We start from the raw sequence: 17,081 nt of genomic DNA on the forward strand, positions 1-17,081 counted from the left end.
CGCTTCCGCGGGGCGCGCCGGTCAGGATCGATGCGGGCAGGATCGACGCAGGCAGGACCGATCGGCGGGATCCGGAAGCGTTCGCGGCGGGACGGCGCCGCGATCTGGGTCGTCCTCGCGCTCACCTACATGGTCTTCGCCGGCTCGGTCAGCCTGAACGAGGGGATGGCCGCCGTCGGATGCGCCAGTCTCGGCACGCTCTGGTGGTGGGGCGTCGGACGGCCCGGCGGGCTGCGCTTCCGCTTCGACCGGGCGTCGCTCTACCCGCTCGGCCCGGCCGTCCGCGACATGCCGCGCCAGACCGCCCGCGTCGGGCTGCACCTCCTGCGCGCGATCCTCGGTCGCGCCGGCGGCGGCGCGACCCGCGAGCGGAGCGCCGCCGAGATCGCCTGGGCCACGCCGGAGGGCGACGCCGCGCCGGCGGCGCGGGCGGTCGGGTTGCTGGCCGCGTCGCTCGCCCCCGACAGCTACGTGCTCACCCTCGACCGCGCGCACGGAACGGTGGTGACGCACGGCCTTGAGGAGGCTCGATGAGCGTCTGGACGGTCGCCATCCTGGCGCTGCTGCCGCCGCTCGCCGTGGCCGCGGTCCTCGCGTGGCGGGGTCGGCCCGGCCAGCGTTTCGCCGCCTACCAGCTCGCCGGCAGCGTCACGGTCCTGATCCTGACGCTCATGGCTTTCGCCACCGACCAGGCGTCGATCACCGATCTCGCCCTCACCCTGGTCCTGCTCAACCTGCCCGGCACGATGCTGCTCGCGGTCTTCCTGGAGCGCTGGATATGAGCGTCGCGATCGGCTCGGTCCTGGTCCTTGCCGTGGCGTCCGCTTGGCTCGCGGCCCTCGCCCTCTGGCGCCTGCCCCGGGCGCTCGACCGGATTCACGCGCTCGCGTTCCTGAACGTCGCGGCCGCGATCCTCGTGACGGTGGCGGCCTTCCTGGCCGACGGCGTCTCCGGGCGCTCGCTCAAGATTCTGGTGATGATGGTGGTGTTCCTCGCCTGGGCGGCGGTGCTGTCGCACGTGTCCGGCCGGGCCGTGCTGATGCGCGAGAGCCGCTCGGCATGACGGTGATCCTGCCGCTGCTCTTCCTCTTCACAGCGATCTCCGGCACCGCCGTGGTCCTCGTGCGCGATCCTGCGCGGCAGGTCTTCGCCATCGCGGTCAACGGGCTCGTCCTGGCGATCCTGTTCGACGCCCTCCAGGCCCCCGACGTCGCGCTCTCGGAGCTGGCGGTCGGTTCGGCGGCGGTGCCGCTCCTCTTCCTCGTGGCCCTGATGGCCGTGCGGACGCAGCCGCCCGAGGAGGAATCGTGAGCCCGCGCGCCCGCGTCGCGCTCCTGGCCGTCGCGGGCCTCGTCCTCCTCCCGGGCGCGGCCGCGGTCATCGCCGGCCTGCCGCCCTTCGGATCGACGATCGCCCAGTACGGCGCGCGCATCAACGCGATCGTTCCGGAGGCCCGGCACGTCGCCAACATGGTCAGCGCGATCAACTTCGACCTGCGCGGCCTCGACACCCTCGGCGAGGAGTTCATGCTACTCGCCGCCATCACCGGGACGGTGGTGCTGCTGCGCGGGCGGCGCGGCGAGGGCACGACCGGGCGCGCCATGCGCCGGCCCGGCCGGGCCGTGATCCCGCGCTCCGAGGCCGTCGTGCTCGCGTGCCGCGTCGCCAGCCCGCTCACCGCGCTGTTCGGCCTCTACGTCGTGCTGCACGCGACCGTCACGCCGGGCGGCGGCTTCCAGGGCGGCGTCATCCTCGCCTCGGGCACCCTCCTCATCTACCTCGGCGAGGGCTATGCCGGCTGGCGCGACGCCATCCGCAGTCACTGGCTCGATGCCCTGGAGGGTGGCGGCGCGCTGCTCTTCGCCCTGTGCGGGCTCGTGCCGATGCTCACCGGCGCCGCTTTCATGCAGAACATCCTGCCGCTCGGCACCTTCCGCGACCTGTTCTCGGGCGGCCTGATGCTCGTCGAGAACCTCGGCGTCGCCCTGGCGGTGACGGGCGGCTTCACGCAGCTCTTCCTGGAATTCATGGAGGAGACCCGCGCGGCCGACGCGCCCGAGGAGCCGGGGGAGGAATCCGCGTGAGTGCGGTCACCAGTGTCCTGCCCTACGCGGTCGCCGCGTGGCTGTTCGGAATCGGCCTCTACGGCATCGCCACGAGCCGCAACTTCATCCACCTCGTGGGCTGCCTCGGCGTGTGCCAGTCGGCGACCTACGTGCTCCTGCTCGGCCTCGGCTATCGCTGGGGCAGCATCGCGCCGATCTTCTACGACCACCCGCCGGGGACGCCCGCCGTGGACCCGGTCATGCAGGCGCTGGTGCTCACCGACATCGTGGTCGGCGCGACGCTCACCGCCCTCCTCCTCGTCCTGACCATCCAGGCCTACAAGCGCGGCGGAAGCCTGGACCCGGAGAAGCTCCGGCCGATGCGCGCGGGCGGCCGGTCCGGGCGCGATGCCGGAACCAGCCGCGCGCGCGACGCGGAGCGGGGCGGCCCGTGACCGTCCTCCCGGCCGCCCTCCTGCCCCTGCCCGTCGCGATCCCGCTCGTGGTCTGCGCCGCGATGCTGGCGACCGCGCACGTCCTGCCCGGCCGCCTCCCCGACATCCTGGCGACGCTGGCGGCGCTCACCGTCGCGGTGCTGTGCGGCATCATCGCCAGCCACGCCGCCGGCGGGCCGCTGGTCTACTGGTTCGGCGGCTGGGAGCCCCGCGACGGCGTCCACCTCGGCATCGGCTTCTCGGTGGACGAGGCCAGCGGCTGGGTCGCGGCCTTCATCGGGCTGCTCTACGCCCTGACCTTCGTGTTCGCCTGGGGCTTCTTCGACCGCACCCACGGCCACTTCCACATCCTGATGCTGCTGTTCCTGGCCGCCATGGTCGGGTTCTGCTTCACCCGCGACATGTTCAACCTGTTCGTGTGGTTCGAGGTGATGAGCGTCGCGGCCTTCGCGCTCACGGCCTACCATCTGGCGGAGTCGTCGCTGGCGGGCGCCATCAACTTCACGGTGGTGAACAGCCTCGCGGGCTTCCTGATGCTCGGCGGCATCGGCCTGATCTACGCCCAGACCGGCACGCTCGACTTCGAGGGCATCGCGGCCGCGGTGGCGCGGGGCGGCCGGGATCCGGTGGTGGCCGGGGCGTTCTGCCTCGTCGCGGCCGCCCTGATGATCAAGGGCGCGATCGTGCCGTTCCAGTTCTGGCTCGCCGACGCGCACGCGGTCGCGCCGAGCCCGGTCTCGGTGATCTTCTCCGGATCGATGGTCTCGCTCGGCCTGTTCGGGCTCGCGAAGGTGAGCGCCGTCGTGTTCGGCGGCTCCGATCAGGTCCAGCACGCCCTGCCGGGGCTCCTCATCGGCCTAGGCAGCTTCACCGCCCTCCTGGGCGGCTGGATGGCGCTGCTGCAGCGGCACCTCAAGCGGCTACTCGCCTTCTCGACCATCTCGCACGCCGGCATCATGCTCACCGGCCTCGGCGCCCTCTCGGTCGACGGGACCGGCGGGATGCTCGTCTACGTGGTCGGCCACGGGCTGGTGAAGGGCGCCCTGTTCATGATCGCTGGCATCCTGCTCGCCACCCAGGCCAGCATTGACGAGATCGCCCTGCGCGGCCTCGGACGGGGGATCTGGCCCGCCGGCGTCGCCATGGCTCTGGCCGGGCTGCTGCTCTGCGGCCTGCCCCTCGGTGTGCTCGACCAGGGCACCCGCCTCGTCCAGGGCGCGCTCTGGCAGCAGGGGCACGGGGTGGCGCTGGCGGCCGGTGCCATCGGCGCGGCGCTGACCGGGGCCGCGGTGCTGCGGGCCGCGGGCCGGATCTTCCTCGGGCTCGGGCCCGATCCCGGCGACGAGGCCGGCGCCCCGAGCGCGGACGAGCGCGAGAAGGCCAACCGGCCGCTCTGGCTGATGCTGGCGCCGTGCTGCCTTCTCCTCGCGCTCGATATCGGTCTGCCGGCGGCTCTCATCGAGCACGCCCTGCCGCGGGCGGCGTCGGCCTTCATGCACCGGCCAACCGTGCACGCGCTAGCGGAGGGGCCCGGCTGGCTCCCCTGGGCCTCGGTCGCCGCCGCCCTGGCCGGCGCGGGCTACGGGCTGTTCCGCAAACACCTGCCCGCGTTCGTGGTCCGGCCGGTCAGCGCGACGCAATCGGCGCCGACCCGCGTGCTGGAAATGCTCCATAGCGGCTTGATCGGCGATTACGCCGCCTGGCTCGCCGTGGGCGTGGCGGCGATCGCGGCCGTGCTGGCCATCGCCTGAGCGCGCCGGTCGCCGCGCGCCTCAGCCGAGGGGCTCACGCGGGCTCGAGCCGGCACAGGCCATCGGCCAGCGGCTCGCTCGTGTATGCTTTCGGGAAACGCCTGGGGGAAATGGTGCCGCAAGAGGGATTCGAACCCCCGACCCCCTCATTACGAATGAGGTGCTCTACCAGCTGAGCTATTGCGGCCCTGGCCCCGACGGGACCGTCGGCGGCGCGCGGTGACCGGCGCCGGACGTGGCAGGCTCATAGCGGCCTGGCCTGCGTTAGGCAAGGCCACAGCAGGCGCTCGCGAGCGTCAGGCGGCTTGGTCCGACGCCAATTCATCCTGCAGGAACGCTGCCACCTCCGCCCGGTCCACGCCGGGGGCGATGAAGCTCTGGCCGATCCCCCGCGCGAGGATGAAGGTCAGCGCGCCGTCGCGGACCTTCTTGTCCTGGGTCATCGCGTCGAGGAGCGCCTCGGCGTCGCCGCACCCGCCCGGAACGGCCTGCAGACGGGTCGGCAGGCCGGCGAGCGCGAGATGGTTGGCGACCCGGCCCGCATCCTGGCCGGCGCAGAGCCCGAGGCGTGCCGAGAAGCGGAAGGCGAGCGCCATCCCGATCGCGACGCCCTCGCCGTGGACCAGGCGGGCGGAATCGTAGCCGGTCAGGCGCTCCAGGGCGTGGCCGAAGGTGTGGCCGAGATTGAGCAGCGCCCGCTCGCCGTCCTCCCGCTCATCGCGGGTGACCACCGCGGCCTTGGCCCGGCAGCAGGCGGCGACCGCCTGCTCGCGCTCCGGGCCGCCGGCGAAGATCCCGCGCCAGTTCGCCTCGCACCAGTCGAAGAAGCCCGGATCGGCGATCAGCCCGTACTTGGCGACCTCGGCGTAGCCGGCGCGCATCTCGCGCTCGGACAGGGTGTCGAGGGCGGCCGTGTCGGCCAGGACGAGGCGCGGCTGGTGGAAGGCGCCGATCAGGTTCTTGCCCAGCGGCGCGTTGATGCCGGTCTTGCCGCCGACCGAAGAATCGACCTGCGCGAGCAGGCTCGTCGGCACCTGCACGAAGCGCACGCCGCGCCGCAGGGTGGCGGCCGCGAAGCCCGCGAGGTCGCCGACCACGCCGCCGCCCAGTGCCACGACGAGGTCGCCGCGCTCGACCTTGAGGGCGAGCAGACCGTCGCAGACCTCCGCGTAGCCCGCGTAGGATTTGGAGGCCTCGCCCGGCGCCACCGTCACCACGCCCGCCTGGAGGCCGGCGCGCTCCAGGCTGGTTCGCAGCCGCGCGGCGTAGAGCGCGCCGACCGTCGCGTCCGTCACGATCGCTGCCCGGCGGGCCCCGAGCGCGGCGACCGCGGTGCCGGCGGTGTCGATCAGCCCGCGTCCGATCTGGATGTCGTAGGCGCGGTCGGCGTCGAGGGGCACGTGGACGGTCAGGAGGTCCGGACGGGGCTCGGTCATGGATCGGTTCGCTCGGGTCTCACTGGGCGGCCACGGGGATGGATCCTTCGCCGCTGAGATGGGCATCCAGCGCCTCCAGCACGTCCTGGACGACCCGGTCGTGCGAGACCTCCCGCGAGATGACCATCACGTCGGCTGCGGCGTAGACCGGGTGGCGCACGGCCATCAGGTCTCGCATCGTCGCCTCGGGATCCTCGGTCTGCAGCAGCGGGCGGTTGCCGCGCTTGCGCACGCGCCGCATCAGCACGTCCAGATCGGCCTTCAGCCAGACGGAGACCGCCGATTCCGCGATGCGCGCGCGGGTCGCCTCGCGCAGGTAGGCGCCGCCGCCCGTCGCCAGGACCAGCGGACCGGCCCGCAGCAGGCGCGAGATCACCCGCTCCTCGCCGTCGCGGAAGCTCGGCTCGCCGTAGATCGCGAAGATGTCGGGGATCGTCAGGCCGGCCGCGGCCTCGATCTCGATGTCGGCATCCTTGAAGATCAGGCCGAGGCGGCTCGCTAGACGGCGGCCGACGGTGCTCTTGCCCGCTCCCATGAGGCCCACGAGCACGATCGAGCGCAGGCCGAGCGCGCGGCGCAGACGCGCCTCGATCGGTTCCCCCGCCTCCTCCCCGCTCATGGCCTCCTGCATCGACTCCTGCATCGCATCCGTGCGGCGTCCCCGCCTCTCCACCGGCCCCCGCGCGCCTGTCGCCCGGGCAGCCTCACATCCTGCGGCAGGCTCTTAGCGCGATTCAAGCGGCCTGCGAAACGCATCCCTGTGTCGTCGTGGGCCTTGTCAGCGCCTCGTTCACGTGGTCGAACCCGGGCATCGGCGGCGGCTCGGAGAAGGCCTTCGCCCGCCCCCTCCCCGCCGCCAGCGCCCGTCTGCCCGAGGTTCGACCGACGTGCCGACCCTGTTCCGTTTCTTTGCCACCCTCGCGATCCTGGCGGGTCTGGTCTACGCGGCCATGTTCGCGCTCGCGCATTTCGTCCAGCCGACGCCGCGGGAGATGAGCGTGACCATCCCCGCCTCGAAGCTGCAGCCGGGCAACCGTTGAGCGGGCCGGAGGGCAGCGGCGACGCCGCCCGGGCGCCCCGCCCCGAGGTCGCCGAGTACCTCGACATGCTGGCCGCCGAGCGCGGTGCCGGACTGAACACCCTGAGCGCCTACCGCCGGGACCTGGACGATTACCTCGACTATCTCGCGCGCTCGGGCACGGCGCTCGGCGACGTGGAGGCCGGCACGCTGCGGGCCTTCCTGATCGACCTCGAGACCCGGGGCCTGAAGGCGTCCTCGGCGGCGCGGCGCCTGTCCTGCGTGCGCGGTTTCCACAAGTTCCTCTATGCCGAGGGCGGCGCCGAGAGCGATCCGAGCGTCGCGGTGTCCGGTCCGCGCCGCGGGCGCGCGCTCCCCAAGGTGCTGTCCATCGCGGAGGTCGACCGGCTGCTCGCCACGGCGCAGGCGGCCGCCGCCGCCGATCAGGCCCCCGGCCCGGCCCGGCGGGCACGCCGGATGGCGTGCCTGCTCGAGTTGCTCTACGCCACGGGCCTGCGCGTCTCGGAACTGGTCGCCCTGCCCCGCGCGGCGGGCGCGACGCGCGAGCGCTACCTCATCGTCAAGGGCAAGGGCGGCCGCGAGCGCCTCGTGCCCCTGACCGATGCGGCCCGCACCGCGATGGCGGCGCATCTTCCGGCCGTGCCGGAGGACAACCCGTGGCTGTTTCCCGCCGACAGCGACAGCGGCTATCTCACCCGGCAGGCCTTCGCCCGCGATCTCAAGGTGCTGGCCTCGGCAGCGGGGCTCCACCCGGATCGGGTGAGCCCCCACGTGCTCCGCCACGCCTTCGCGAGTCACCTCCTGCAGAACGGCGCCGACCTGCGCATCGTCCAGGAGCTGCTCGGCCACGCCGACATCTCGACGACGCAGATCTACACGCACGTCCTCGACGAGCGCCTGAAGGCGATGGTCCGCGATCTGCATCCGTTGATGGATGGCTGAGCGCTGCCGGGCGGATGGTGTGGCAACTCTCGGTCGGTCGCCCCAATTGTATACGTTTAGCGAACTGCCTAGAAGTAGCCCCTCGCCATACCGGTACGCGAGCCAGCCTTTACCAGAGAGAGTTTTCCTATGTCAGGCCCCACGGCCTCGCAGATCGGCATCGAGCCGGATCGAGCGGGGCACACGCGTGCCGACCAGCTTTCGCAGCGGGAGCGGCAGCGCCTCGACAATCAGCTGTGCTTCGCGGTCTACGCCGCCGCGCACGCGTTCGGCCGCGCCTACCGCAACCTCCTGGGGCGCCACGAACTCACCTATCCGCAATACCTCGTCCTGCTGGTCTTGTGGGAGCAGGACGGATTGTCGGTCAAGGAGATCGGGAACCGCCTGTTCCTAGACTCGGGGACGCTGACGCCGCTCCTGAAGCGCCTGGAAGCCTCCGGGCGGGTGCGCCGCGCCCGCGACCGGGTCGACGAGCGTCAGGTCAGCATCTTCCTCACCGCCGCCGGCGAGGCCCTGCGCGAGGAACTCGCCTGCCTGCCCGACGAGGCGGGGGGCATGACCGGTCTCGATATCCAGGGCCGCAAGGACCTGCTTCACGATCTCGTCACGCTCAGGCTGAGCCTGCAGGCCGGCCTCACGACCGACTAGGGCGCGGCCGGAGCGCCGGGAGCGGCCGGGCGGCCGCTCCCGGTTCGTGCCGATCTTCGCGTCTCAGGACTGCGTCTTGAGGTAGGCGATGACGTCGTTGATCTTCTTGTCGTCGGGGTAGCCCTGGAAGATCATCTTGGTGCCGGGCACCTTCGCCTTCGGGTTCTTCAGCCACTCGTGCAGGTTGGCCTCGTCCCAGGTGATGCCGGAGTTCTTCAGGGCGGCGGAGTAGTTGTAGCCCTCGTAGGTGCCCGCCTTGCGGCCGACGACGCCCTTCAGGTCAGGACCCACGCCGTTCTTCTGGAAGTTGTGGCACGCCTTGCAGGGGGCGAACGCCTTCTCGCCGGCCGCGGCGTCGCCGGCGTCCTGGGCCTGCGCGGCGAACGGCATCACGACGGCAAGGACGGCGCCGAAAACGAGTGAACGCATGGATTTCCTCCTGTTGGCCGCCGCTTGGGCAGCGATGCGGGCAGAGCTTGCCTGCCTGGAACAGCTCTAAATGAATGTGCCCGGCGCGCGCAACGGCCCAGTCTGGGATAGCCGTCATCCGGGGCCGGTTGGCGGCTGCTGCGGGCCGCCGCCCCACTCAACACCGCGTGAACGGATTGGCTCCGTGCGACGGCGCGCGGCGCCGTTCCCTCAGATTCCGTGATAGGTCCGATACCAGTCGACGAAGCGCCCGATCCCCGTCTTCAGTGGCGTGGCGGGCCGGAAGCCGGCGTCCCGCACGAGGTCGTCGATGTCGGCGTAGGTCGCCGGGACGTCCCCGGGCTGCATCGGCAGGAGGATCTTCTCCGCCTTGCGGCCCAGGGCGTCCTCGAGGAGCGCGATCATATCCAGGAGCGCCACCGGCTCGTTGTTGCCGATGTTGTAGATCCTGTAGGGGGCGGAGCTGGTCCCGGGATCCGGCGCCGCGCCGCTCCACGCGAGGTCCGGCGCGGCCGGCCGGTCGGCCAGGGCCCGGATCCCCGCGACGATGTCGTCGATGTAGGTGAAGTCCCGGAGCATCCGCCCTTCGTTGAACACGCGGATCGGTTCGCCCGCCAGGATCGCGCGGGTGAACAGGTACAGCGCCATGTCGGGCCGGCCCCAGGGGCCGTAGACGGTGAAGAAGCGCAGGCCCGTCGTCGGCAGGCCGTAGAGATGGCTGTAGCTGTGCGCCATCAGCTCGTTCGCCTTCTTGGTCGCGGCGTAGAGGCTGAGCGGATGGTCGACGTTCTGGTGCACCGAGAACGGCATCGCGGTGACGCCGCCGTAGACGGAGCTGGAGGACGCGTAGAGGAGGTGTCCCACGCCGCCGTGGCGGCAGGCCTCGAGGACGTTCAGGAAGCCGACGAGGTTGCTCGCCGCGTAGGCGTGCGGATCGGTGAGCGAGTAGCGCACGCCGGCCTGGGCCGCGAGGTGGATCACCGTGCGGAACGCGTGGCGGCGGAACAGCGCGTCGAGGCCGCCGCGGTCGGCGAGGTCGAGGCGCGCGAAGCTGTAGCCCGGGAAATCCGGGAGGCGTTGCAGCCGGGCTTCCTTGAGGCGCACGTCGTAATAGGCGTTGACGCTGTCCAGCCCGACGACCTGCCGGCCCTCTTCGAGGAGGCGCAGGGCGAGCTGGTTCCCGATGAAGCCGGCCACGCCGGTGATCAGAACAGGTGGCAGGGACATGCGCGCGGACCGACGGGCTGACTGGCCGCCCGGGGTCGAGCTGTAGCATGGGGTATGGGCGCGACAAATCGGTGTCCGACATGAGCCTGCCGACGCTCCGAGCGGCCTGTCGCGCGGGCGCGTGACGCGCTAGGCTCGCGGCTGCCGTGCAGCCCGATCCGAGACCGCTCCCCGACAGCCTGACGCGCCTGCTGACCGTGCCCGAGCAGCGCCAGGTCCGGGCGCGTCCCGAGCCTTCGCGGAGGGAGCGGGCTTCGGAGCCGCGCTCCGCACACGCGGCGCTGGAAGCGGCGATCCTCCGCGGCTTCGTGTTCGGTCTCTCGGGGCTCGTCTGGCTCGTCGTGCTGGCGCTGTCGGTCCGGCATATCGCGCACTGATCGCGCCCCGAGCCCCCCGCAGCCCCGGCGTGACGCTGTGGATATCGGTGGTGCGCCTGTTCGCCCGCGTCCTCAATCAGTACGCGAACAGCCAAGTTCGCTATTGAGGCGGCCAGACCGGGGGCGGCTCGACGGCGAGGATGGGACGATGTCTCTGACAGGGCGTTTCTGGTTCCGGAAGACCTGGACGGGGCGGCTGGTGCTCCTGGTCGAGGAGGAGCGCCCCCGCTGGTTCGGCCGCGGCTCCGGCAAGCCGCGCTGGCGCAACGCCAAGCTCCTCGATTTCGCCGAGCCCGAGCTGCGGCCGCTCATGGCGATGGAGAAGCAGCACCGCGCGGGCGGTTCCAGCGGCCAGGTGCGGGCGCTGCGCCCGGTCCCGGCCGCGCCGGCCGCGCCGGCCGCGCGCGCCGCGCACGGCTGAGGGCCGAGGCAGGGGCGCGCGCCGCATCTGGTCCGACGCGCGGCTATCACCACCTGTCGTGGGTCGCTCCGCCCGGGGCGGCACTCCTGCAATCGGTGAAGACCATGCCGCGCTACTTCTTCCACACGCAGATCGGCGAGGACGTCATCTCCGACCCGACCGGGATCGAGCTGCGGGATCCGGACGCGGCCTGGGAGGCGGCGCGGGAGACGATCCGCGCCGCCCTGCGCCAGCCGCAGGATCAGGCCCGGCTGATGACGGCGTGCCTCGTGGTCACGGACGACGACGGCGAGGTCGTGCTGGAATTCCCGTTCAGCGAGGCCGTGGCGCTGCCCGCCGACGCGGACCCGACGCGTCACTGAGATCGGCGACGCGCGCGCTCCGCGCCCTACATCGCGCCGCAGCCCACCGGAACGGAGCTGCGCCCGTATGGATACGCCACCGAACGACCTCGATGCCCGCGCCCTCGGCCGGGCCGCGCCCGCCAAAGGGCTCGCCCGGGAAGCCTGCCCCTACGCGGAGGGGACGGAAGCGCGCGCGCTCTGGCTGGCCGGTTACGACGCGGCCCTGGCGGAGGGCGAGACGCCCGTGACCGGCGGTCTCGCCAAGCACCCGGTCGACGGGTCGGCCCGCTGATGGACGCCCGGACCGCACCGCATCCCGGCGCGCATCATTCGACTCTCGACCGCAAGTCGGTCGGGGCCGTCGTCCTGGGCAACGCCCTCGAATTCTACGACTTCACCGTCTACGCCTTCTTCGCCAAGCCGATCGGCGAGGCCTTCTTCCCGGCGAACGACCCGACCCACAGCCTGCTGGCATCGCTCGCCCTGTTCGGCATCGGCTACGTCATGCGGCCCATCGGCGGTGTGCTGATCGGCGCCTTCGCGGACCGGGCCGGCCGCAAGCCCGCGATGCTGATCACCATCGCGCTGATGGCCGTCGGCATGCTCATGCTGGCCGCCTGCCCCTCCTACGCGACGATCGGCGGCTGGGCGCAGGTCATCGTCATCGCCGGACGCCTCGTGCAGGGCCTCGCCCTCGGCGGCGAGGTCGGTCCCTCGACCGCCTTCCTGCTGGAGGCCGCGCCCCCGGACCGGCGCGGCTTCGTGACGAGCTGGCAGATCGCCAGCCAGGGCTGCGCGGCCCTGTTCGCCGGGATCATCGCGACCGCCCTGGCGCTCGCGGTCGGCGACCAAGCGATGGCGCAGTGGGGCTGGCGGCTGATGTTCGCCCTCGGCCTGTGCGTCGTACCGGTCGGCCTCGTCATCCGCAGCCACCTGCCCGAGACCGCCGGCGCCGAGGAGGATCCGCACGCGGCGGCCTCGACGATGGCGGTGGTCGGCCGGCTCCTGCGCGAGCACGGCCGCCTGCTGGGCCTGACCTTCCTGGTCATCGCGGCCTCGACCGTGTCGAACGCGGTCGGCACCAACATGCCGGTCTTCGCGGGCGCGACCCTCGGCCTGAGCGAGACCGCCGCGACGGCGGTGCCGATCGCCCTCGGGCTCGCCTCGGTGATCTTCCCGCTGCTCGGCGGCTGGCTGGCCGACCGGTACGGGCGGCGACCGGTGATGATCTGGCCGCGGGCGCTGATCCTCATCCTGGCGGTCCCGGCCTTCGCCTGGGTGGTGCGGGCGCCGAGCGCTGCCAGCGTCTACGCGGTCACCTTCCTGCTCTCGGCGCTGTCGTCCATCAACGCGGCGGCCGTGATCGTCGGCATTCCCGAGGCCCTGCCGCGGGCGGTGCGCAGCGCCGGGTTGTCGATCGTCTACGCGGTCTCCGTCTCGGTGTTCGGCGGCAGCACGAACTACGTGGTGAACTGGCTGATCGCCGCGACCGGCGACCGGCTCGCGCCGGCCTACTACCTCGCCGCGTTCAGCCTCGTCGGGACGATCGCCGCGTTCCTGCTGCCCGAGACCCGCGGGAGGGACCTCGACGCCGACGCGGAGGCCTGAGTCGGTCGCGCCTGGGCATTTCGCATTATGTATGCACGTGCTGCATCGGGGCGCGTCATCCATGCGCCCATCGCGGGGCCGACGCCGAGCGCATGTGCGCCCGCGCACGGATCTCGCCGCGAAGAGGCCGGTTGCCCGAGCCAACGCTAGGTGTGCAGGCGCGGCGGGCCTAGATCGGCCCGATGCCCAAGTCCTTCGAGACGCGCCGCCCGCTGGTCCTCGCCGCGGTGATGGCGTCGATGTTCATGATCGCCATCGAGGCGACGATCGTCTCGACGGCGATGCCGCAGATCGCCGGTCATCTCGGCGACCTTCACCTCTACGCCTGGGTATTCGCGTCCTTCCTACTGACGCAGACGGCCACCACGGTGGTGTTCGGCAAGCTCTCGGACCTCTACGGACGCCGGCCAGTCCTGCTGTTCGGCATCGCGGTGTTCCTGGCGGGCTCCCTCCTGTGCGGGCTCGCGTGGTCGATGCCCTCGCTGATCCTGTTCCGCCTCATCCAGGGCGTCGGCGCAGGGGCGATCCAGCCGGTGAGCCTGACCGTCATCGGCGACCTTTACGCGGTGCGGGAACGCGGCAAGGTCCAGGGCTACCTCGCGAGTGTCTGGGGGATCTCGTCGGTCGCCGGCCCGCTGGTCGGCGGCCTGATCATCGGCCACCTGAGCTGGCCCTGGATCTTCTGGATCAACCTGCCGATCGGCGTGATCGCGGCCGGCCTGTTCCTGTGCTTCCTCCACGAGGGCGTCGAGCGCCGCCCGCGCCAGATCGACGCGATCGGTGCGGCCCTGTTCACCGCCGCCATCGCTGCGCTGATGATCGCACTGACCGAGGCGGGCGAGTCGGCCGAAGCGGCCCTGTGGCCGGCGCTGGCCTTCGTGGTGGCCGCGACACTGTTCGTCGTCCAGGAGCGGCGCGCGCCGGACCCGATGCTCGACATCCGCCTATGGTTGCAGCGCCCCATCGCGACCGCCAACACCGCGACGCTGCTCTCCGGCATGACGGTGATCGGTCTCACGGCGTTCCTGCCGATGTACGTGCAGGGCGTCATGCGGCAGTCGCCCCTGATCGCCGGCCTGACCCTGACCCTGATGGTGCTCGGCTGGCCGATCGGCGCCACGACGGCGGCGCGCAGCTTCGTGCGGTTCGGCCTGCGCCCGATCCTGCTGGTCGGCGCGACGCTTCTGCCCCTCGGCGCGGTCGCCTTCGTGGCCCTCGGGCCCGACACCTCCCCGGCGGTGGCGGCCTGCGGCTCGGTCGTGATGGGCCTCGGCATGGGCTTCCTGTCCACGGCCGCCATCGTGATCATCCAGGACAGCGTCGCCTGGGCGCAGCGCGGGGCGGCGACGGCCTCCAACATCTTCTCGCGCAACCTCGGCTCGACGCTCGGCGCGACCGTCCTCGGCGCGGTGCTGAATTACCGGCTCGCGAACCCGTCGAGCGGCCCGGCGGTGAACTCCGATCAGCTGCGGCGCCTGCTCGACGATCCGGCAAGCCTCGGGGCCGGCGGCGAGGCGATCCGGGCCGGCCTGGAGCACGCCCTGCACGGCACGTTCTGGACGGTGTTCGCCGTGGCGGGGCTGACCCTGCTCCTGTCGCTGCTGGTCCCGCCGGTGGCGATCTCCGACCGGCCGCGCGAGCTCGCCGTCGAGTGAAGGGAGCGGCATTCGCCGAGGGAGAGGCGCCGCAGGCGCGGCGCCGGCCGAGCGATCCCGTCTCCACAGCGGGCCTTTGACTGTCCCGCCGGAGGCCCCTAGCGTCGGCTCATGCCCCTCGTGCCGCCCCCGCGCCCCGCAGCCCAGCAAGCGGCGGACATCCCTCCGACCAGCGTGCTCAACGCCAACCAGCCGGAATGGTCGGTCGGCGAGCTCGCGGGCGCCCTGAAGCGCACCCTCGAGGACGCCTTCGGGCACGTCCGGCTGCGCGGGGAGATCTCCGGGTATCGCGGCCAGCACGGCTCGGGCCACGCCTACTTCTCCCTGAAGGACGGGCAGGCGCGGATCGACGCGGTGGTCTGGAAGGGCGTGTTCGGACGCCTGCGCCAGCGGCCGCAGGAGGGGTTGGAGGTCGTCGCCACCGGCCGCATCACGACCTTCGCGGGCAAGTCCTCGTACCAGATCGTCATCGAGAGCCTGGAGCCCGCGGGGCTCGGCGCCTGGATGGCGCTCTTGGAGGAGCGCAAGAAGCAGCTCGCGGCCGAGGGCCTCTTCGCGCCGGACCACAAGCGGCCTATCCCCTACCTGCCGCGGGTCGTCGGCGTCGTCACCTCGCCGACCGGCGCGGTGATCCGCGACATCCTCCACCGGCTAGAGGACCGCTTTCCCCGTCCGGTCCTCGTCTGGCCGGTGCGGGTCCAGGGCGACGGCGCGGCCGAGGAGGTCGCGGCCGCGATCCGCGGCTTCAACGCCCTCGCGGCCGGGGGGCCGATCCCGCGCCCGGACGTGCTCATCGTGGCCCGCGGCGGCGGCTCGATCGAGGATCTCTGGGCCTTCAACGAGGAATGCGTCGTCCGCGCCGCCTTCGCGAGCGCGATCCCGCTGATCTCGGCGGTGGGGCACGAGACCGACACCACGCTGATCGACTACGTCTCGGACCGCCGCGCGCCGACCCCGACGGGCGCCGCCGAGATGGCGGTGCCGGTCCGCGCCGACCTGATCGCCACGGTGGCGGACCTGTCGGCCCGCGGCCGGGGGGCGGTCGGGCGCCGGGTCGACCGCGACCGGTCGGACCTGCGCGCCCTCGGACGCGCCCTTCCGAGCGCCGACGCCCTGCTGGCGGCCAAGCGCCAGCGGCTCGACCTCGCCGAGGCGCGCCTCGCCCCGGCGCTGGCGGCGGGCGCGAGCCGCCACCGCGCGCGGCTCCAGCTGCTCCTCGACCGGATGGCCCGCCGCTCGCCCGACGTGGCCCTCGCCAACGCCCGCGCCCGGCTGGCGCGGATCGACCACCGGCCGCTCCACGCCCTGCGCAACGACGTCCAGCGCAAGGGCGAGGCCCTGGTCCAGCTCGGGCGCCGCCTCGTCGTCGCGCGCGAGGCCAGCCTGGAACGGGCCCGGGCGCTGCAGGCGCGCCGCACCGACCGGCTCCTCGCCCTGTCGGAGCGCCTCACCCAGGCGGGCGCGCGCGGCATCGAGCGTCGTCGCGACCGGCTCGACGGTCTGGCGGGCCTGCTCGGCTCGCTCAGCTACCGCGCGGTGCTCGACCGGGGCTACGTGCTGGTGCGCGACGCCGCGGGGCTGCCCGTCCGCCGCGCCGCGGAGGCGGCGGCCGCCCAGCGCCTCAGCCTGCAATTCGCCGACGGGACCGTGACGGCCGTGCCCGACGGGACGGCCGATCCGTCCCTGTCGGCCGCTCCATCCCCGGCCGCGAAGCCCGCTCGGCGCGGCGGCGCGGCCGCGCCGGCGACGGCCGGCAAGCGGACCGGCGCGAGCTCCGCCCCGACGCGGCAGGGCTCGCTGTTCGACGCCTGAAACGGTCGCCGCGGCCGGATGTAAGGGCCGGCCCGCGACCCCCCGCGTCTCAACCGGGCTCCGGTCCGACCCGGTAGTGATAGCGGTACAGTTCGCGCTCGAATCCGAGGGCGCTGTAGAGCGCCCGCGCCGGCGTGTTCGCGGCCACGACCTGCAGGCAGGCGGCCCGGGCGCCCTCCCCGCGGCCCCAGCGCAGCAGCGCGCCGACCGCGCGCCGGGCATGGCCGCGGCCGCGCAGGAGTTCGGGCGTCGCCACCGCCTCGATGACCATCAGCTCCCGGTCGAGCACCCCGAAGGCGATGGCGCCGATGCACCCCTCGGCCGCGGCCGCCGCGAAGGCCCGCGGCAGGGCCAGGGCCGCGACGGTGTCGCGGAACACCCGCGCGGCCGCTTCATCCGCGCGGTTCACCGCGTCGCGCAGGGCCAGCCAGTCCGGCCCGGGCGCCGCGGCGACCGCCACGGCCGGATCGGGCGCAATCGGCAGGTCGTCGAGACCGCGGATCAGCGTGCAGGTCTCGTCGACCACATCGTAATCGCTGCCGGCGAGGAGCGGCTCCATCTGCGGGGCGATGGCCGGCACGCGGAAGATCGGGCGCTGCCCCAGGCGGCCGTAGATCGCGCGCGCCGCCGCGATGGCCGGTCCGGGCGCGCCGCTCCCGCGCATGGGGTTCACGGAATTCTGCCGCTTCGAGCGGCCGCCGGCGGCGCGCAGCAGGTAGCCGTTGACCAGGAGCTCGCGCGGGCTCGGCCAAGCGTTGAGGCAGGCCTCCTCCACGCGCCAGGCCTGTTCGAGATCCGCCATCGCCGCCTCCTCCGATGCTCCTGATCGCACGCGGCCACGACTCGGCCAATGAGTCCGAGACAAGACTTCGGCCATGCGGCGTCGCGTACG

At 72.7% G+C, this 17,081-nt stretch carries 22 protein-coding genes and 1 tRNA gene; 17 read left to right on the plus strand and 6 right to left on the minus strand.

The window, feature by feature from the left end; all coding sequences use genetic code 11:
* Positions 1-30: 30 nt before the first annotated feature.
* From BMY19_RS15090 to BMY19_RS15120, 7 genes are read left to right on the plus strand one after another with little or no spacing between them, the layout of a single operon-like run.
* Positions 31-534 (plus strand): hypothetical protein, encoded by a 504-nt coding sequence (locus BMY19_RS15090; protein ID WP_100252160.1) that lies wholly within the window; start codon positions 31-33, stop codon positions 532-534.
* Complete coding sequence (locus tag BMY19_RS15095) at positions 531-782, plus strand: monovalent cation/H+ antiporter complex subunit F (protein ID WP_020093421.1); 252 nt, start codon at positions 531-533, stop codon at positions 780-782. The genes BMY19_RS15090 and BMY19_RS15095 overlap by 4 nt, the downstream gene beginning before the upstream one ends.
* Positions 779-1,063 carry a monovalent cation/H(+) antiporter subunit G gene (locus BMY19_RS15100; protein ID WP_100252161.1) on the plus strand — a complete coding sequence of 95 codons (285 nt, stop codon included), beginning with the start codon at positions 779-781 and terminating at the stop codon, positions 1,061-1,063. Before BMY19_RS15095 ends, BMY19_RS15100 begins: the two co-directional genes overlap by 4 nt.
* The gene (locus tag BMY19_RS15105; protein ID WP_100252162.1) at positions 1,060-1,311 is read left to right on the plus strand and encodes a Na(+)/H(+) antiporter subunit B; all 252 of its coding nucleotides are present in this window, start codon (positions 1,060-1,062) and stop codon (positions 1,309-1,311) included. Before BMY19_RS15100 ends, BMY19_RS15105 begins: the two co-directional genes overlap by 4 nt.
* Positions 1,308-2,084 (plus strand): MnhB domain-containing protein, encoded by a 777-nt coding sequence (locus tag BMY19_RS15110; RefSeq protein WP_100252163.1) that lies wholly within the window; start codon positions 1,308-1,310, stop codon positions 2,082-2,084. Before BMY19_RS15105 ends, BMY19_RS15110 begins: the two co-directional genes overlap by 4 nt.
* Positions 2,081-2,500 carry a sodium:proton antiporter gene (locus tag BMY19_RS15115; RefSeq protein ID WP_100252164.1) on the plus strand — a complete coding sequence of 140 codons (420 nt, stop codon included), beginning with the start codon at positions 2,081-2,083 and terminating at the stop codon, positions 2,498-2,500. Before BMY19_RS15110 ends, BMY19_RS15115 begins: the two co-directional genes overlap by 4 nt.
* Complete coding sequence (locus tag BMY19_RS15120; RefSeq protein ID WP_100252165.1) at positions 2,497-4,251, plus strand: complex I subunit 5 family protein; 1,755 nt, start codon at positions 2,497-2,499, stop codon at positions 4,249-4,251. The genes BMY19_RS15115 and BMY19_RS15120 overlap by 4 nt, the downstream gene beginning before the upstream one ends.
* A gap of 111 nt (positions 4,252-4,362) precedes the next feature.
* Here the strand turns inward: BMY19_RS15120 and BMY19_RS15125 are convergent.
* The 3 genes from BMY19_RS15125 to BMY19_RS15135 all read right to left on the minus strand — a co-directional run bounded on the left by BMY19_RS15125 (position 4,363) and on the right by BMY19_RS15135 (position 6,330).
* A tRNA-Thr gene (locus BMY19_RS15125) sits at positions 4,363-4,438 on the minus strand.
* A gap of 109 nt (positions 4,439-4,547) precedes the next feature.
* Positions 4,548-5,687 (minus strand): 3-dehydroquinate synthase, encoded by a 1,140-nt coding sequence (gene aroB, locus BMY19_RS15130; protein WP_100252166.1) that lies wholly within the window; start codon positions 5,685-5,687, stop codon positions 4,548-4,550.
* 19 nt (positions 5,688-5,706) lie between these two features.
* Positions 5,707-6,330, minus strand: a complete 624-nt coding sequence (locus tag BMY19_RS15135; protein ID WP_020093428.1) for a shikimate kinase — start codon at positions 6,328-6,330, stop codon at positions 5,707-5,709.
* 244 nt (positions 6,331-6,574) lie between these two features.
* On the opposite strand from BMY19_RS15135, the gene BMY19_RS15140 reads away from it, so the two are divergent.
* From BMY19_RS15140 to BMY19_RS15150, 3 genes are all read left to right on the plus strand, one after another.
* Complete coding sequence (locus BMY19_RS15140) at positions 6,575-6,727, plus strand: hypothetical protein (protein ID WP_012317685.1); 153 nt, start codon at positions 6,575-6,577, stop codon at positions 6,725-6,727.
* Positions 6,724-7,668, plus strand: coding sequence for a site-specific tyrosine recombinase XerD (locus BMY19_RS15145; RefSeq protein ID WP_100252167.1), 945 nt, complete (start codon positions 6,724-6,726; stop codon positions 7,666-7,668). The genes BMY19_RS15140 and BMY19_RS15145 overlap by 4 nt, the downstream gene beginning before the upstream one ends.
* A 129-nt stretch (positions 7,669-7,797) precedes the next feature.
* A complete protein-coding gene (locus BMY19_RS15150) occupies positions 7,798-8,316 on the plus strand; it encodes a MarR family winged helix-turn-helix transcriptional regulator (protein WP_170862975.1) in 519 nt (172 codons plus the stop codon).
* A 63-nt stretch (positions 8,317-8,379) separates the two neighbouring features.
* Here BMY19_RS15150 and BMY19_RS15155 read toward each other — a convergent pair whose 3' ends face one another.
* Both BMY19_RS15155 and BMY19_RS15160 read right to left on the minus strand, forming a co-directional pair.
* Positions 8,380-8,745, minus strand: a complete 366-nt coding sequence (locus tag BMY19_RS15155; protein ID WP_042673136.1) for a c-type cytochrome — start codon at positions 8,743-8,745, stop codon at positions 8,380-8,382.
* 210 nt (positions 8,746-8,955) lie between these two features.
* Complete coding sequence (locus tag BMY19_RS15160; RefSeq protein WP_100252168.1) at positions 8,956-9,972, minus strand: NAD-dependent epimerase; 1,017 nt, start codon at positions 9,970-9,972, stop codon at positions 8,956-8,958.
* A 146-nt stretch (positions 9,973-10,118) separates the two neighbouring features.
* On the opposite strand from BMY19_RS15160, the gene BMY19_RS15165 reads away from it, so the two are divergent.
* The 7 genes from BMY19_RS15165 to xseA all read left to right on the plus strand — a co-directional run bounded on the left by BMY19_RS15165 (position 10,119) and on the right by xseA (position 16,189).
* Positions 10,119-10,349, plus strand: a complete 231-nt coding sequence (locus BMY19_RS15165) for a hypothetical protein (RefSeq protein WP_100252169.1) — start codon at positions 10,119-10,121, stop codon at positions 10,347-10,349.
* A gap of 148 nt (positions 10,350-10,497) precedes the next feature.
* The gene (locus BMY19_RS15170; RefSeq protein ID WP_100252170.1) at positions 10,498-10,770 is read left to right on the plus strand and encodes a hypothetical protein; all 273 of its coding nucleotides are present in this window, start codon (positions 10,498-10,500) and stop codon (positions 10,768-10,770) included.
* Between the two features lie 104 nt (positions 10,771-10,874).
* Positions 10,875-11,132 (plus strand): DUF6894 family protein, encoded by a 258-nt coding sequence (locus BMY19_RS15175; RefSeq protein WP_020093435.1) that lies wholly within the window; start codon positions 10,875-10,877, stop codon positions 11,130-11,132.
* Positions 11,133-11,199: 67 nt separating this feature from the next.
* The gene (locus tag BMY19_RS15180; RefSeq protein WP_020093436.1) at positions 11,200-11,406 is read left to right on the plus strand and encodes a ribosome modulation factor; all 207 of its coding nucleotides are present in this window, start codon (positions 11,200-11,202) and stop codon (positions 11,404-11,406) included.
* Complete coding sequence (locus BMY19_RS15185; protein WP_100252171.1) at positions 11,406-12,722, plus strand: MFS transporter; 1,317 nt, start codon at positions 11,406-11,408, stop codon at positions 12,720-12,722. Before BMY19_RS15180 ends, BMY19_RS15185 begins: the two co-directional genes overlap by 1 nt.
* 182 nt (positions 12,723-12,904) lie before the next feature.
* Entirely contained in the window at positions 12,905-14,377 is a 1,473-nt protein-coding gene (locus tag BMY19_RS15190) for an MDR family MFS transporter (RefSeq protein ID WP_100252172.1), read from the plus strand.
* Positions 14,378-14,488: 111 nt separating this feature from the next.
* Positions 14,489-16,189, plus strand: a complete 1,701-nt coding sequence (gene xseA, locus BMY19_RS15195) for an exodeoxyribonuclease VII large subunit (protein WP_100252173.1) — start codon at positions 14,489-14,491, stop codon at positions 16,187-16,189.
* A 49-nt stretch (positions 16,190-16,238) separates the two neighbouring features.
* Here the strand turns inward: xseA and BMY19_RS15200 are convergent, their stop codons facing one another.
* Positions 16,239-16,991: a GNAT family N-acetyltransferase gene (locus BMY19_RS15200; RefSeq protein ID WP_100252174.1), complete on the minus strand. Its 753-nt coding sequence runs from the start codon at positions 16,989-16,991 to the stop codon at positions 16,239-16,241.
* Positions 16,992-17,081 lie beyond the last annotated feature (90 nt).

This window comes from Methylobacterium sp. UNC300MFChir4.1 (assembly GCF_900110155.1).
Lineage (GTDB): Bacteria > Pseudomonadota > Alphaproteobacteria > Rhizobiales > Beijerinckiaceae > Methylobacterium.